This is a genomic window from Rhodococcus sp. NS-SX18, assembly GCF_057367935.1.
On the sequence record NZ_CM170633.1, the window covers coordinates 92,004 to 107,210 of the forward strand.

Consider the following 15,207-nt stretch of genomic DNA (forward strand, 5'->3'; position numbering starts at 1 on the left):
CATGTCAGTGCAGCAGGTCTTCGAGGTTGGAGTTGAGCGCCTTCGGTCGCGGAACCAGCCACAGGCCGATCAGCGCGATCAGCGGCAGTACGGCACCGAAGACGATGACCAGTACATTCCAGCTGTAGACGGTCAGCAATGGAGCGACGATGAGCGCAAGAGTTCCGTAGCTGGCCCACAACATGCCAGAACCCCATGCTCCACCCGTGCCACGAATACGGGTGGGAAAGGCTTCTTGCAAGAAGTTCGAGGATCCGCCCCATAGCCCGATGGTGATCAAGACGTAGACGACGAACCAGGGCAAGATCGTCGACGGTGTGGCCAGGTACACCATGAAGATGGCGCAGACAGATCCGAGCACCCCGACGGACGTGAGGGTGTAGTGGGCGCCTTTGCCCCGCGTGAGGAAACTGGCGGCGAGGATGGTGACGATACCGAGCCAGTTTGCCCAGGTTATTGCGCGGTTGGCCTCGAGAAACGAGATGTCCTTCGCCTGCAGGAAGCTCAGTCCGAAATAGGACATGATGGCGTATTGGGGCACGATGAAGAGGAAGAACAGAGTTACTCCGATGGTGCGGCGACGCATATCCGCTGCCCACAGCTGAGCGAGCACACTTTTCTCCGTCTTGGCGACGTCAACGTGGAACTTGCTCGCCCCCGTCCGACGGGCATGCTGGAGGTCCTGGAAGTGCGGTGTTTCCTTGATGACGAAGAAGACCGCGATACCGAAGGCCAAGGGGAGTACGCCGACGATCCAGAACACCGCCCGCCATCCCATGCTGGCTGCGATGTGTTCGGAGAAGAAGGCCGATGTTCCGAATCCGATGGCCCACCCCACTGGTACGGTCCCGGTCATCCATCCCCGGTGCTTCGCAGGTACTGACTCGGCAATGAGCACGGTGGCCAGTCCCCACGAAACGTACCCGACTGTTGCGATCGATCGCATTACACCGAATGACACAGTGTTCCAAGAGAATCCAGCAAGAATAGTGAACGCAGAGCAGATTGCGATAGCTGCGACGAAGAGTGGCTTACGACCGAAGCGGTCCGTCAACGGGCCGATGAGGAACATGGCGATGACGCCGCAGGTGAAGAATCCGGCCGCATAGATGTACCCGACGGCATTGTCGGAGAACCCTAGACTCTGCTGGATGAGGGGATAGCTCGTGGGGAAAATCGCGGCGTCGGCGGCGATGGTCGCGTAGCCGAGCACCCCGAGCACCATGACAGCCCAGTGGTAGGGCCTCAGGCGGTTGCTCTCCGCGGAAAGTGGAGTGGATGGGCGTTCGCGCAAACCATCGTCGATGGCTGTTTCTGGCATCGGGGCTCCTGGGGACATCGAGGAGGAGGGGATCACGCAGTGGCGTGCGCCACACAGTCTGCGGTTTTTTGCATCATTTATCAAGTGTGCAGCCACGAGGGAGGTCGGGAGTGGCACGTATGACCGCTCTGAACTGGTACTTTTACCGACAGGGCGGTGCGGCTAGGGTTCAGGTCGACGAATATCCCCCGGATATTTGATACAAGTTATCTGCTCCGTACGGGGAAGGAAGGTAGGGGCGTGCCGTCACCCTGGCCGATCGCTGTCACTCGCGGAACGAGACCGATCTCGGCGCAGCGGATGGTCCGTCCTCCACCGTGCCATGAGGGGCCCGGCGTTCAGACGGGCTGGATGACCGGCGGCCCGACGCGCGGCTCTTCACATCCGTGGTCAGCTCACCGCGTTTCTTCCCACGTCGATGGCGCGGGCCCTGGACGCGCTGGACATCATCGAACGGTCGAGATACGCGCGCGTACACAGGCCGAAGCCATCGCGCTGGGGTGGATGCAGCAGCAACTCGACCTGCCGAGTTTCGGACGCACTCGCCCGCCAGGTCACCGGTCGGTTCACCGTCTCAGCCCGGCCGGTGACCTGCGCCGTCTTCCGACGTGTCTGTTCGCCGTCCTCAGTCGTCGTCGGCGAGGATGCCGTCGCGCTTGAGCTTGGCTATCACGTACTCGCCCTCGAACTGAACATGTTCGCGCGACGCAGCCTCCGCTGCTGCCCCGTCCCCACGCTTCAAGGCGTCGAGCATTTTCTGGTGACTCCGAGTGGCTTCGGGACTCGCGCCGGGCGGTGCCTCGTACACGGCCCGTGGCAGGTTCTTGGCCAGCTGCCGCAGCACCGACAACAGGCGCCGGCTGCCACCCGTCTGGTTGATGAGGGCGTGGAACTCCCAGTTCAGGTTATGAAGCACGTCAGGATCGTCGCTGTTCTGCATGAGTTCGTGTAGCTCCTGCAACCGGGCAAGCGTTGGCTGGGTGATACGGGACGCGGCGCGTCGTGACGCGAGCCCCTGCACCATTCCGTAGATTCGGTAGTGATCGTCGATGTCCTCGCGCCGGATGGGGACAACATAAGAACCGCGATGCGGCTCGGAGTCGATCAATCCTTCGGCCTCGAGAGTGATGAGCGCTTCCCGAACCGGCAGACGACTGACGCCGAGATCTTTGGCGATTTGGTCCTGCGGCACTCGCTGTCCCCGAATCAGAGACCCGTCGAAGATCATATTCTTGATGTAGTCGACGACCTGACCACTCATGTTTCGTCGCGCCAGCTGCGGACGAGCGTCCTCACGCCGGCCACCGTTCTGTGCAGCACGAATCGGTAGATCGATTCCGGCGTCAGACGCAGTCATCTCGACTCCTAATTTGATCAATCATCAACACGGGCTAGTGTACTTGATCCGTAGGGGGCGCCGCTGACGCATCGCCGCGTGCAACACGCCGCCGCACGCCAATCATCCCCCAAGTAGCGCATCGACGGCTCTGAACAGCGGGTTCGTGCAGTTCGTCAGCCAGCCGCTTCTCCTGGCTCGGCACTTCGCTGTCCGCGGTGCCGGGGCCGGACTCGACTTCGAGGCCACGCGGGCGTAATGTGAGTCACAGCTGATGTATCACATATCCAATCTGAGAGGCATGATGACACCCATCGCATCGACCGATCACCTTCTCTCCTCGGCTGTCGTCAACCGTCTGAGGACCGCCCCGCACGTCTTCATCGATGGCGGACAGCGCGCAGCGCGCAGCGGCGAGGAGATGCCCGTCTTCGACCCGGCAACCGGGCGCCAGATCGCGGTTGCGGCTTCCGGAGGAGTGGACGACGTCGCCGACGCGGTCGATGCGGCCCGGCGCGCGTTTGCCGAGTCGGCCCCGTGGCGGCAGATGAGCCCCCTCGACCGCGGACGCATCCTCCACCGGATCGGCGATCTGATCTACCGGCACGCCGATGACTTCGCTCAGCTCGAGGTCCTCGATGCAGGGAAGGTCCTCGGCGCAGCACGAAACATCGATGTCGAGTTCGCCGCGCGGGCGTTTCACTACTACGCCGGCTGGCCCACCAAAATCGTCGGTTCGACCGTCCCGGTATCTCATCCGAGTATCCACGTGCGCACCGAACGCGAACCGGTCGGAGTGGTGGGCGCGATCACCGCATGGAACTTCCCACTTCTGCTGTGCGGATGGAAGATCGGCCCCGCACTTGCCTCCGGGTGCACGATGGTCCTCAAGCCTTCCGAAGAAACGCCCCTGTCGGCGTTGTGGCTGGCGGAACTCGCCGGCGAGGCCGGACTGCCCCCCGGCGTGCTCAACGTCGTTCCCGGCACCGGCGGGACCGCTGGTCAAGCCTTGGTTGCCCATCCTGGGGTCGACAAGCTCACATTCACCGGCTCGACGAAGGTCGGCAAGCACATCGCTCGCCAAGCCGCGGCCGACGTCAAACGGGTGACACTCGAACTTGGTGGCAAGTCCGCCAACATCATCCTGCCCGATGCCGACGTGACGGAGGCGGTGACCGGTTCTGCGGGCGGCATCTTCTGGCACTCCGGTCAAACCTGCAGCGCACCATCACGATTGTTTGTACACAGAGACATCCATGACGAGGTCGTCGAGCAACTCACCGCGATCGCCGGGCAGTTGAGGATCGGACATGGACTCGACGAGGGTGTCGATTTCGGCCCTTTGGTCAACAATGCGCAACTCGAGCGCGTCCGGGGATACGTCGAACGTGCAAAAATCAAGGGCGCCAAGGTCTATCAGGCTGCGCAGGTTCCCGGCGATCTGACCGGGCACTTCCACCCTCCGACGATCATCGCCAATGCGACCGACGACATGGAATGCGCACGTGAGGAGATCTTCGGTCCGGTTGTCGTCGTTCTCGCCTTCGACCACATCGACGAGGTCATCGAGCGGGCGAATGCCGGCGACTACGGCTTGGCCGCGGGTATCTGGACGACGAATGTGAATACCGTCCAGACGATGACGCGCAGACTGCAGGCCGGGACCGTCTACGTCAACGGCTGGGGGCTGACCGATCCAGCAGCTCCGTTCGGCGGGTTCCACCAGTCGGGCTACGGCCGTGACCTGGGCCCGGACAGCCTCGACGGATATCTGGAAACCAAGTCCGTATGGACCATGCACAGCTGAGAAAATCCTTCGAACGACGATCGGAAGAACAATGAAGACACGCGCCGCCGTACTGACCGCACCCCACGCCCCGTTCGAAATCATGGAACTCGACATCGACGATCCCGGGCCCGGGGAGGTCATGCTGCGAATGTCCGCGGCTGGACTGTGCCACTCGGATCTGCACATGATGGACGGAGATCTGTCGGTGCGCTATCCGATGGTGGGAGGGCACGAAGCCGCGGGCATCGTCGAGAAGATCGGCCCAGGCGTGAAGAAGGTCGCTGTCGGAGACCACGTGGTCTGCAGCTTCACCCCGAGTTGTGGCATCTGCCGGTACTGCTCGACCGGGCACCAGAATCTCTGCGATGCCGGATCGACAATTCTCGAAGGCAGCATGCCGGACGGCACCTTCCGCCTACACAAGGACGGCACCGACTACAGCGCCTTCTGTATGCTCGGCGCCTTCTCGGAACTCGCGACCGTGTCCGAGTACTCGGTCGTGAAGGTCGACGACTGGCTTCCCCTCGACTCTGCAGTGCTCGTTGGGTGCGGCGTCCCGACCGGATGGGGCACCGCCGTCAATGCCGGCAACGTTCGCCCCGGTGACACCACCGTGATCTACGGCATCGGCGGATTGGGCGTCAATGCGGTTCAGGGTGCGGTGCACGCCGGAGCGAAGTACATCGTCTGTGTTGACCCCGTCGAATTCAAGCGAGACACCGCGCTCAAATTCGGAGCGACTCACGTCTTTTCCAACGCCGAGGAAGCACATGCGAAGGTCGATGAACTCACCTGGGGCCAGGGTGCCGATCAGGCCCTCGTGCTGATCGGCACCATGGACGAGGAAACCATCACCGCAGCATTCAAGGTAATCGGGAAGGGCTCGACGGTCGTGGTCACAGGCGTGTCCAATGCCGCCAACCTCACCGTCCACGTGTCGGGTCAGGAAATGGTGTTCATGGAGAAGACCATCAAGGGCACTCTGTTCGGTTCGTCGAACCCGCAGTACGACATCGTCCGGCTATTGCGACTCTACGATGCAGGACAGCTCAAACTCGACGAACTCATCACCACCCGTTACAAGCTCGCCGAGATCAACCAGGGCTATCAGGACTTGCGAGAGGGTAAGAACATCCGCGGAATCATCGACTTCTCACTCTGAGCGCTTCTACCGCGGCCGCTTGGGGCCTTCCGGTCTTTTCACAAGGGACCGGAAGGTCGCCGTGGCATGCTCGCACATCCGGTGAACTCACTCTTAGCCCAATGCCTCAGCAGCACAAAGGTATACGGTACAACCCTCTCGTCCACCCTCTTGCGAAAACACCGCGGGCATGTCACAGTGAATTTGTCCGTACGTATCATTTATCAAATCGGGAGTTGTAGTGCAGACGCACCGTCACGCAGATCGCGCCGCACTTCGCGCGGCCACCGCAGTGGTTGGGGTCGGCACGACCGAATTCGGCAATTTCACGGGTTCCTCCGCCGACGATTTGGGCTTGACCGCCCTCGAGGCTGCACTTGCCGATGCCGGACTCAGCGCGCACGACCTTGACGGCTTGATCGTGAACCGGGTGAGTAGTTACGAGGTGGTGGCCTCGCGGATGGGAATTGAGCCCCGCTGGTCGGCGCAGCTGCCGGCGGAGGGACGCATGACCGGCGTCGCCATCCAGATGGCGGTGCTGGCCATCGCTACCGGAGTGGCCTCCACCGTCGCGCTGGTGTACGGCAACAACGGGCGCTCGGGTGGGCACACCTATGGAGGCGGCGGCGCGAGCGCCAGCGCGGCCGCCGAGGGATACGGCACCAACCCGGCGTTGACCCTGCCGTATGGGATGACCTCGCCCGGAGCCTTCTACGCGATGATGTTCCAGCGGCACTGTGCGCAGTACGGCACCACCGCCGAACAACTGGCGCAGGTTGCGGTCACCCTGCGAGAGCACGCATCGCGGAATCCGCAAGCCGTATTCAAAGATCCCATCTCACACAAGATCTACCTCGAGTCCCGTTTCATCGTCGAACCGCTGAAGATCTACGACTACTGCCTGATCAACGACGGCGGCGTGGCCATGATTCTCACCTCAGCGGACCGGGCCCGCGACTGCGCTCAACCACCCGTTCACGTCCTGGGGTTCGGACAACAAGGGCAGCTGCGCAACTCCGATTTCCCGCCGGACGACTTCTGGCGCGAGGCAATCGGCACCGCCGGGCAACAAGCGTATGCAATGGCCGATTGCACTCGGGCCGACGTGGACGTCCTGATGGCATACGACAACTTCAGCCCCAATGTGCTCTTTACCTTGGAGGGCCTCGGATTCTGCGCTCCCGGCGAGTCCGGAGCATGGATCCAGGACGGCCGCATCGGACTGCGCGGTGAACTGCCGATCAACACTTCCGGCGGACATCTGTCGGAAAGCTACATGCAAGGGTGGGGGCTGAACGTCGAGGCCATCCGCCAGTTGAGGAAAACGTGCGGCGACCGCCAGGTGCACGATGCGACCATCGCTCAGTACCTGTGCGCCGCTCCCGTGGTGACCTCGGTCGTGTACGGAGCACAGGCATGAACCCCCGCTATTCGTTGACCGCCCACCTCGAAGGACTGGCCCGGCACGAGCTGTTGATCAGCGCATGCGCAGCCTGCGAAAACCATCAGTTCCCCCCGAAAGCGGCCTGCACTCGCTGCGGAAACACGGAAAGCCCGCAGTGGACCACGGTGAGCGGTGAGGGCCGGTTGTGGTCCTACGCCGCCTTCCACAGGACTTACCTAACCGACTTCTACCTGCCGAGCCCGTACGTCGTCGCGGTCATCGAACTCGACGAGGGCGCCAGGATCTACGGCAACGTCGTCGGCGCGCCGATGTCCTCTCTCCGGATCGGGCAGCGAGTCCGCGCCGACTTCACCACCATCGACGACGGAGATTCGCACCTGATCTTCGTCGCAGCCGACAAGGAAGGCACATGACCGACACAGCCCCCTCCCTCGGCCCGCTCCGTGGACTGCGCGTCGTCGAGATTGCCGCACTCGGGTCGGCACCGTTCGCCGCGATGATGCTCGCCGACGCCGGCGCGGAAGTTCTGCGCATCAACCGGCCCGGGCAGCGCACCGACGACCCCGGCATCCTCGGCCGGGGACGGACCGCACTGAGCCTCGATCTGAAGGACCTACACGATCGCGACCGTGCTCTGGAGGCCATCGACCACGCCGACGTACTCATCGAAGGATTCCGGCCGGGCGTGATGGAACGGCTTGGGCTCGGACCCGGCACCTGCCTGAACCGCAACCCGGCCTTGATCTACGCCCGAATGACCGGCTGGGGGCAGGACGGACCACTCGCCGCTACCGCTGGGCACGATATCAACTACCTGGCCCTGACCGGTGCCCTCCGGTCCATCGCCCGCCAGGGCGAAGTCCCTGTTCCGCCACTGAACCTCGTCGGCGATTACGGCGGCGGCGGGATGCTGCTGGTCACCGGAATCCTCGCCGCACTCTACGAGCGGGTATCCAGCGGTACCGGCCAGGTCGTCGACGCCGCAATGATCGACGGAACCAGCCTGCTCATGAGCGGTATCTGGAACCGTAAGGCCACCGGGAACTGGTCGGGCGAACCCGGCACGAACAGCATCGACAGTGGTTCGCACTTCTACAACGTCTACCGCACCGCGGACGACGCCTTCATGGCCGTGGGCAGCATCGAGCCGCAGTTCTACCAGCGACTGCTCCTCGGTCTCGGGCTCGCTGACGCCGACCTACCGGCACAGCACGACCGGGCGCAGTGGCCCGCCATGAAGGACCTGTTTGCGCGAATCTTCCGGATGAAAACGCGCGCAGAATGGACACTGGTCTTCGCCGAACTCGACGCGTGCGTATCCCCCGTTCTCGCGCTCGACGAGGCGGTGACCGATCCGCATATGCAGTTTCGGAACACCCTCGTCCGTGGTGATCGCGTCGAGCCGGCGCCCGCTCCTCGCTACAGCAGAACACCGGGCACCGCCGGTGGCCGCGGCGAGAACACAGAGCCAGCCGAGACCCTGATGACGCGTTGGGCGTCGACCGTCCGCGCGGCACCGGCGACAATCAGAACAGGACAGCACTGATGGCGGCACCGACAATTATCCGCAGAACAGTCCACGACGGCCTGACACTCGGGAAGAACATCGGTTTCACCGAGGGGCCCGTATGGACCACAGACGGCCGATTGTTCGTCACGAGCGTCAGTCGAGGCGCGCTGTACGAGATCTTCCTCGACGGGCGCCCGGCTGTGGCAGTCGCCGAAACCGGTGGTGGACCCAATGGCATGACGCTCGGCTGCGACGGGCGACTGTGGATCACCCAGAATGGTGGCGGCGCGATGCCCACCCGATCACAGGTGCCGGTCTCGCCGTCCATCCAGGTCTGGGATCACCGGGCGGCCGCCGCGCCGAGCACCATCTTCAACGGAAGGGTTCACGCTCCGTCGGATTGTACGTTCGGACCGGACGGCGCCCTCTGGTTCACCGACCCGAACGGCCACGACTTCGGCAGCGCAGCCCTGCCGGGTCGCGTCTGGAGGTACGACCCCGCGGCCGATCACGCCTCAGTCGTTCTCGACGACGTCTTCTTTCCCAACGGCATCGCGTTCGGGCCCGACCCGGAACACCTGTATGTCGCCGAGACCGCTCGTAATCGGGTACGCCGCTATGTGGTCACAGCACACAGCGCGACCGTTGATCATGACTTCCCGCAAATCACCGTCTCGACCCCCGACGGCATCACCATCGACGCTCAGGGCGGTCTGTGGGTAGCAGGCAGCAAATCGGGAAAGGTCACCTACTTCGACTCGACCGGCCAGATGTGTGAGCAGTTGGCGATCGGTGTAGGAACGATGCCCACCAGCGTCTGCTTCGCCGGCGACGCGCTCGACCGTCTGATCGTCACCGTTGCCAAGGGCGGGCGCGTACTCGCCTTCCCTGTCGAAACCTCCGGCTTACCCACCCCGCCTGCTTCTCCGGCCCCACCCGATTCGTCGCCTGCACACCGCGAGGAACTCCAATGACCGCATCAGCTCCTGCCGCTCGCACCTGGGGGGCCCTGCTGCACGAAATGGCCGACCGCTTCCCCACCCGGGCCGCGATCTCGTTCGAAGGGACGGCCACCACCTTCGCCGAACTCGATCACAGGGTCAGCCAATGGTCGAAGGCGCTGCTGGCCATGGGAATCGGCCGTGGTGACTCGATCGCAATACTGGCCGGAAACCGCCCCGAATGGTTGTACACCGCGATGGCCGGGGCGCGGATAGGCGCAGTTGTCGTGCCCATCAACACCTGGTACAAGACCGATGAGCTCGCGTACGCGCTCGACCACGGTGACGTGAAGGTCCTGCTGTTCTTCGATCGGCTTCGCGATACGGACTACGTTCCCATCGTCGCGGGCACCGTCGCGGCGGTCAGCGAGGCACCCGGCCCCGACGGCGTACTCCATGACACGAAATTGCCGGCCTTGCACCACGTCGTCGAGCTCGGGCAGCACCGCCTCCCGGCTGCCGTATCGCTCCGTCAGTTCCTCGGCGGCGGAGAACAGATCAGCGACGACGCGCTGGCCGATGCGGAAGCCGCAGTCGAGCCGGACGACCTCGCGTACCTGATCTATACCAGCGGCAGCACGGCGCGACCGAAATGTGTCGCGCTCGAACATCACCACGCCATCGTCAACACCTTCAACATCGGCGAACGGCAGGCGCTCGACGAACACGACCGGTCGTTCCTCGCGACACCGCTGTTCTACGGACTCGGTGTCATCCAGGCCCTCGGCGCGACCTGGACCCACGGCGCCTGTGTGGTTCTCATGGAGGTGTACGAACCAGGCCGAGCCCTCGAACTGCTCGAACGTGAGCGCTGCACCGCGTACTACGGGCTCGGAAACATGACCCGAAGCCTCGTCGACCATCCCGACTGCGCTCGCCGCCAACTCAGCCTTCGCAAGGGTGTCCTCGGCTTGAGCAAGGCGGACCGTCGACTCGCCCGCACCGAACTCGGGCTGACCCTGGGCACCAGCATTTATGGATTGACCGAGTCCTACGGGTTGTGCGCGCTGACCGATGCCCACGACCCCGTCGAGCGGGCCGAGGACACCATCGGGCGTCCCCTCCCCGACTGGGACATCCGCATCGCCGACCCGGATACCGACGAGCCCATACCGACCGGTGAAATCGGACAGATCCTGATCCGCGGCCACGTCATGCGGGGTTACTACAAAGATCCCGACCGCAATCGCGAGGTCATGACACCCGACGGCTTCTTCCGCACCGGTGACCTCGGATACATGGACGAGCACGGATACCTGCACTTCCACTCCCGGCTCTCGGAGATGATGAAGCCCGGCGGCATCAACGTCAGCCCACTCGAAGTGGAACTTCTGGTAGGGGAGATCGCCGGCGTCCGCGAAGTGCATGCCGTGGGCATTCCCGACATCGCGCGCGGGGAGGCGATCGTTGTCTTCGTCGACGCCGACCGAGACGACGTCACCCTCGACCGGATCCAGGACCACGTCCGCAGCAGAGCCGCCAAGTACAAGGCCCCGCACCATGTGATCTACGGAACCAGTGCCAGTTTCCCGCGGGTCGCGAGCGGCAAGGTACCCAAGGCCCGCCTGCGCGAACTTGCGCTCACCGAACTCGGGCTCGACGCCGCCGGGATGCCCACCCCGGCGGTTGACACTCCGCTCTCCGACCACTGACGCAGATGGACTCTCACGTGAATATCGACATCCCCGAGGAAGAACAACTCCTCGTCCAGACCGTCCGCGACTTCATCGACCGCGATGTGAAGCCAGTCGTACACGAGATGGAACACCAGAACGAGTACCCCGAGGAATTCATCGAACAGATGAAGAAGATCGGCATCTACGGGCTGGCCATTCCCGAGCAGTTCGGGGGCGCTCCGGTTTCGATGCCGTGCTACGTCCAGGTCACCGAGGAGCTCTCGCGCGGCTGGATGAGCTTGGCCGGCGCCATGGGCGGTCACACCGTCGTCGCGAAACTGCTCACCACCTTCGGAACCCCCGACCAGAAGGCCACCTACCTTCCTCGGATGGCCACCGGCGAACTGCGCGCGACCATGGCCCTGACCGAACCCGGCGGCGGATCCGACCTCCAGGCGATGCGTACCCATGCACGCCTCGAACGGGACGAATACCTCGTCAACGGTTCGAAGACCTGGATCAGCAATGCGCGCCGCTCCGGCCTCATCGCCCTGCTCTGCAAGACCGACCCCCAGGCCACCCCGACGCACAAGGGCATCTCCATCCTGCTCGTCGAGCACGGCCCCGGACTGACCGTCTCGCGTGACCTCCCCAAGCTCGGATACAAGGGCGTCGAGAGCTGCGAGCTCTCCTTCGACAACTTCCGAGTTCCCGCTTCGGCCGTACTCGGCGGCGCCGAGGGCCACGGCTTCGCTCAGATGATGAAGGGCCTCGAGACCGGCCGGATCCAGGTCGCCTCCCGCGCCCTCGGGGTCGGCCGCGCCGCGCTCGAAGACGCGCTGCAATACGCACAGGATCGGCAGTCGTTCGGCAAGCCGATCTGGCAGCATCAGGCAATCGGTCACCAACTTGCCGACATGGCAACCAAACTCACTGCCGCGCGTCAGCTGACCATGTTTGCCGCCAGTCGATTCGACGCCGGACTTCGATGTGACATGGAGGCGGGAATGGCGAAATTGTTCGCCTCCGAGACCGCGATGGAGGTCGCGCTGTCCGCGCTGCGCATTCACGGCGGATACGGCTACTCGACCGAGTACAACATCGAGCGATACTTCCGCGACGCCCCCCTGATGATCGTCGGCGAGGGTACGAATGAAATTCAGAAGAACATCATTGCAGCGCAGCTGGTCCAGAGAGGCGGAATGTAGCCCATGACTTCCACAGGTTCACCACTGAGAAGCGACGTTGTCAGCTTGGAGCCCCAGGGCCTCAAGGGTATCGCCTGCCGGGCGTGCAGCCGGCGTTCGTTCCCGGAGCGGCCGCTGTGCCCCATTTGCGGCGCCGACGCCGTCGACAACGTCCTGCTGGCCGACCGAGGTCGAGTCACCAGCTGGACCATCGTTCACCAGGCCCCGCCCCCGTTACAGACGCCCTACACCTTGGTGACCGTCGATCTCGACGACGGTGTCCGGTTGTTGGGCGCGGCGACAGGCACCGTCGCGATCGACGACGAAGTTGCCGTCGAGTTGTTTACGTTGAAGACCGATTCCTCCGGAGAACCACTGTGGTGGTACCGATTCCGGGGCACCGAGGAGAACCGATGAGCGAGACCTACATCGCCGGCGCCGGCATGGTGCGATTCGGCAAATACCCCGTTGACATCACGTTCGAGAAACTCGCCGTCGGCGCTGCCCGCGAAGCGATGTCCGACGCGGGCGTGACCACCAAGGATATCGAATCCGTCTACGTCGGGCACGTGTTCGGCGGCCCGGTCGCCGGCCAACGCGTCGCGGCGCAGATGGGTCTTGGCGGACTTCCCGTCTCCAACCACGAAAATTACTGCGCCAGCGGGGCGACCGCGATCCGTGAAGCGTGGATCGCGATCAAGGCCGGGCTGTATGACATCATCTTGGTCATCGGTGCGGAGAAGATGACCGACCGTGTCTCCGGCGGCGTCATGCCCGACCCGACGGACCTCGATGCCATCAACGGCCTGGTCATGGCCGCCAATCATGGAATGAGTGCGCGGCGGTATATGTCCGACCACGGCGCCACTCGCGAGCAGATCGCCGCGGTGGCCGTGAAGAATCACGCCCACTCGGTGCACAACCCGTTCGCTCAATACCAGCGACCGATCAGTTTGCAGGAAGTTCTCGACGCCCGCACCATCGCCGAGCCACTGGGACTTCTTGATTGCAGTCCCATCAGCGACGGTGCCGCCGCAGTGGTTCTGTGCAGTGCGGCCGGTCTCGCCAGACTAGGGCGTTCATCAGCTCCGCGTATCGCCGGCTGCGCCCTGGTCAGCGGCAAAATCGTCACTGCCGACACCAACCTCAACGACGAGGACGTCTCTCGTCGAGCGGGTGAACAGGCGTGGAACATCACCGGATACGGGCCGGAAGACATCGACCTGGTGGAGATGCACGATTGCTTCACCATCGCCGAGATCGTGCGCCTGGAAGGCCTCGGCGTCGTCCCGGTCGGTGAGGGTGGGCGATGGACAGAGAGCGGTAACACCTCGATCGGGGGCAAACTTCCCGTCAACGCCAGCGGCGGCCTCCTCAGCCGTGGACACCCGGTGGGTGCCACCGGCGTCGCGCAGATCTGCGAGCTCACCTGGCAACTCACCCACCGAGCCGGTAGACGGCAAGTCGACGAAGCGAACGTCGGGCTCGCCTATTGCAAGGGAGGCACCGTCAGCGGCACCGACGGTGGCTCGGTCACAGTCCTGCTGGTGACGCGATGACTGCCTCCACGGTCACTACAATCGACCTCACCGATCCCGCGAACCCCGCCGACGTAGCCGCCTCCCCGGTAGTGGTGCTCGTCTTCCGCGGCGCAGACGGTGATCAGACGCTCGACACCGCAGACCTCGAGCATGCGGTGGCACATCCGCTGCTGTCCGCGTTCTCCGCCGTTCAGCATCACTGGCCGTCGATAACCGGAACACACGGTCGAGGTCGGGTGGTCGTCCTCGCCCCCGCGTCTGCGGCCTTGGGGGATCCGCTCAGACCATTGGATTGCGCGGTTACGGGGGCTCTGATCAGCTTCGTCCGGTCGGTCGCGATCGAGTTGCAGCGGCACGGCGGTGCCGCGAACGCGATCTTCTTCGACACCGACCCCAACGAACCGGCCGTTACCGAGCTGATCGCCACGGTGACCGCTGAGCATGCCACTGCGGTGACCGGCCAAGAACTTTACGCTGCCAATGGCGCCGACCTCGGGAGGCTGCACCCATGAACCCCGACCACCAGCAATCCACGCCGCGTGCTCGTGTCGCCTTCATCACCGGCGCTGCGGGCGGCATCGGACGGTGTATCGCCGAACACCTGGCCGAACTCGGATACAGCCTAGGGCTGTCGGACATCTCCGAAGTCGCGCTGCAAACCGTAGCGAACGACATCGCCGACGCAACCGGTGTAGCTGTGTCGGCCCGAGCCGCAGACCTCGCCGACCGGCAGTCCATACAAGCCGCCGTCGATGCCACCGTCGCCGATCTCGGTGGACTCGATGTTCTGGTGAACTGCGCGGGAATCCTCAAGGACGCTCGCATCGAGAAAATGGACCCCGCGGTTTTCCGCCAGGTCATCGAGGTCAATCTGATCGGGATGCTGACCACCACCGCCGCAGCTCTGCCAGCGCTGCGCTGCTCAGGAAGTGGCCGGATCATCTCGTTGACTTCGCGTGCCTGGCTGGGCAACTTCGGCTCCACCAACTATGCCGCCTCCAAGGGCGGGATCGCCGGCGTGAGTAGAAGCCTGTCGTTGTCCCTGGCGCCCGACGGCATCACCGTCAACTGCATTGCACCCGGGTTCATCGAAACACCGATGTCGAATTCGATGCCCGCCCACATCCTCGATCGGGTCCGGCACTCCATCCCGGTCGGCCGGGTAGGACGGCCCATCGATGTGGCCCGCGCGGTTGCCTTCCTCGGCGACGCCAACGCCGGTTACGTGACCGGACAGAGCCTTCCGGTATGCGGGGGTCGAAGCATCAGCGGCTCGATCAGAAGGGACACCGTCTCCGCGCAACGAGAAGACCCGTCCTGACATTGCGCAGAAGACCGCCCTTTCAGCTGAAGTCAAGAC

At 63.8% G+C, this 15,207-nt stretch carries 14 protein-coding genes; 12 read left to right on the forward strand and 2 right to left on the reverse strand.

The features are described 5' to 3' along the window. Positions 1–4: 4 nt before the first annotated feature. Together AC2IPW_RS00400 and AC2IPW_RS00405 are read right to left on the reverse strand one after the other, a co-directional pair. Complete coding sequence (locus AC2IPW_RS00400; RefSeq protein WP_168578849.1) at positions 5–1,321, reverse strand: MFS transporter; 1,317 nt, start codon at positions 1,319–1,321, stop codon at positions 5–7. 625 nt (positions 1,322–1,946) lie between these two features. Continuing rightward, positions 1,947–2,678 carry a GntR family transcriptional regulator gene (locus tag AC2IPW_RS00405; RefSeq protein ID WP_486376003.1) on the reverse strand — a complete coding sequence of 244 codons (732 nt, stop codon included), beginning with the start codon at positions 2,676–2,678 and terminating at the stop codon, positions 1,947–1,949. 280 nt (positions 2,679–2,958) lie between these two features. On the opposite strand from AC2IPW_RS00405, the gene AC2IPW_RS00410 reads away from it, so the two are divergent. From AC2IPW_RS00410 to AC2IPW_RS00465, 12 genes are all read left to right on the forward strand, one after another. Beyond that, entirely contained in the window at positions 2,959–4,464 is a 1,506-nt protein-coding gene (locus AC2IPW_RS00410; protein ID WP_486376004.1) for an aldehyde dehydrogenase family protein, read from the forward strand. A gap of 31 nt (positions 4,465–4,495) precedes the next feature. Beyond that, positions 4,496–5,608, forward strand: a complete 1,113-nt coding sequence (locus AC2IPW_RS00415; protein WP_486376005.1) for an NDMA-dependent alcohol dehydrogenase — start codon at positions 4,496–4,498, stop codon at positions 5,606–5,608. A gap of 220 nt (positions 5,609–5,828) precedes the next feature. Continuing rightward, entirely contained in the window at positions 5,829–7,007 is a 1,179-nt protein-coding gene (locus AC2IPW_RS00420; protein ID WP_486376006.1) for a thiolase family protein, read from the forward strand. Next, entirely contained in the window at positions 7,004–7,405 is a 402-nt protein-coding gene (locus AC2IPW_RS00425) for a Zn-ribbon domain-containing OB-fold protein (protein ID WP_486376007.1), read from the forward strand. The genes AC2IPW_RS00420 and AC2IPW_RS00425 overlap by 4 nt, the downstream gene beginning before the upstream one ends. Next, on the forward strand, positions 7,402–8,538 hold the full coding sequence (locus AC2IPW_RS00430; RefSeq protein ID WP_072633852.1) for a CaiB/BaiF CoA transferase family protein: 1,137 nt from the start codon (positions 7,402–7,404) through the stop codon (positions 8,536–8,538). The genes AC2IPW_RS00425 and AC2IPW_RS00430 overlap by 4 nt, the downstream gene beginning before the upstream one ends. Beyond that, positions 8,538–9,476 (forward strand): SMP-30/gluconolactonase/LRE family protein, encoded by a 939-nt coding sequence (locus tag AC2IPW_RS00435; RefSeq protein ID WP_407107681.1) that lies wholly within the window; start codon positions 8,538–8,540, stop codon positions 9,474–9,476. The genes AC2IPW_RS00430 and AC2IPW_RS00435 overlap by 1 nt, the downstream gene beginning before the upstream one ends. Continuing rightward, entirely contained in the window at positions 9,473–11,155 is a 1,683-nt protein-coding gene (locus AC2IPW_RS00440; RefSeq protein WP_486376008.1) for a class I adenylate-forming enzyme family protein, read from the forward strand. Before AC2IPW_RS00435 ends, AC2IPW_RS00440 begins: the two co-directional genes overlap by 4 nt. 5 nt (positions 11,156–11,160) lie before the next feature. Continuing rightward, complete coding sequence (locus tag AC2IPW_RS00445; RefSeq protein ID WP_486376009.1) at positions 11,161–12,327, forward strand: acyl-CoA dehydrogenase family protein; 1,167 nt, start codon at positions 11,161–11,163, stop codon at positions 12,325–12,327. Positions 12,328–12,330: 3 nt separating this feature from the next. After that, positions 12,331–12,723: a Zn-ribbon domain-containing OB-fold protein gene (locus AC2IPW_RS00450; protein ID WP_049904081.1), complete on the forward strand. Its 393-nt coding sequence runs from the start codon at positions 12,331–12,333 to the stop codon at positions 12,721–12,723. After that, a complete protein-coding gene (locus tag AC2IPW_RS00455) occupies positions 12,720–13,865 on the forward strand; it encodes a thiolase family protein (protein WP_486376010.1) in 1,146 nt (381 codons plus the stop codon). The genes AC2IPW_RS00450 and AC2IPW_RS00455 overlap by 4 nt, the downstream gene beginning before the upstream one ends. After that, positions 13,862–14,359 (forward strand): hypothetical protein, encoded by a 498-nt coding sequence (locus AC2IPW_RS00460; RefSeq protein WP_486376011.1) that lies wholly within the window; start codon positions 13,862–13,864, stop codon positions 14,357–14,359. The genes AC2IPW_RS00455 and AC2IPW_RS00460 overlap by 4 nt, the downstream gene beginning before the upstream one ends. Beyond that, positions 14,356–15,168, forward strand: a complete 813-nt coding sequence (locus AC2IPW_RS00465; protein WP_486376012.1) for an SDR family NAD(P)-dependent oxidoreductase — start codon at positions 14,356–14,358, stop codon at positions 15,166–15,168. The genes AC2IPW_RS00460 and AC2IPW_RS00465 overlap by 4 nt, the downstream gene beginning before the upstream one ends. Positions 15,169–15,207: the final 39 nt, after the last annotated feature.

Bases quoted from the DNA above. Each gene is read 5' to 3' on its own strand.
- AC2IPW_RS00400 (WP_168578849.1), bottom strand. From the start codon at position 1,321: ATGCCAGAAACAGCCATCGACGATGGTTTGCGCGAACGCCCATCCACT.
- AC2IPW_RS00405 (WP_486376003.1), bottom strand. From the start codon at position 2,678: ATGACTGCGTCTGACGCCGGAATCGATCTACCGATTCGTGCTGCACAG.
- AC2IPW_RS00410 (WP_486376004.1), top strand. From the start codon at position 2,959: ATGATGACACCCATCGCATCGACCGATCACCTTCTCTCCTCGGCTGTC.
- AC2IPW_RS00415 (WP_486376005.1), top strand. From the start codon at position 4,496: ATGAAGACACGCGCCGCCGTACTGACCGCACCCCACGCCCCGTTCGAA.
- AC2IPW_RS00425 (WP_486376007.1), top strand. From the start codon at position 7,004: ATGAACCCCCGCTATTCGTTGACCGCCCACCTCGAAGGACTGGCCCGG.
- AC2IPW_RS00430 (WP_072633852.1), top strand. From the start codon at position 7,402: ATGACCGACACAGCCCCCTCCCTCGGCCCGCTCCGTGGACTGCGCGTC.
- AC2IPW_RS00435 (WP_407107681.1), top strand. From the start codon at position 8,538: ATGGCGGCACCGACAATTATCCGCAGAACAGTCCACGACGGCCTGACA.
- AC2IPW_RS00440 (WP_486376008.1), top strand. From the start codon at position 9,473: ATGACCGCATCAGCTCCTGCCGCTCGCACCTGGGGGGCCCTGCTGCAC.
- AC2IPW_RS00445 (WP_486376009.1), top strand. From the start codon at position 11,161: ATGGACTCTCACGTGAATATCGACATCCCCGAGGAAGAACAACTCCTC.
- AC2IPW_RS00450 (WP_049904081.1), top strand. From the start codon at position 12,331: ATGACTTCCACAGGTTCACCACTGAGAAGCGACGTTGTCAGCTTGGAG.
- AC2IPW_RS00455 (WP_486376010.1), top strand. From the start codon at position 12,720: ATGAGCGAGACCTACATCGCCGGCGCCGGCATGGTGCGATTCGGCAAA.
- AC2IPW_RS00460 (WP_486376011.1), top strand. From the start codon at position 13,862: ATGACTGCCTCCACGGTCACTACAATCGACCTCACCGATCCCGCGAAC.
- AC2IPW_RS00465 (WP_486376012.1), top strand. From the start codon at position 14,356: ATGAACCCCGACCACCAGCAATCCACGCCGCGTGCTCGTGTCGCCTTC.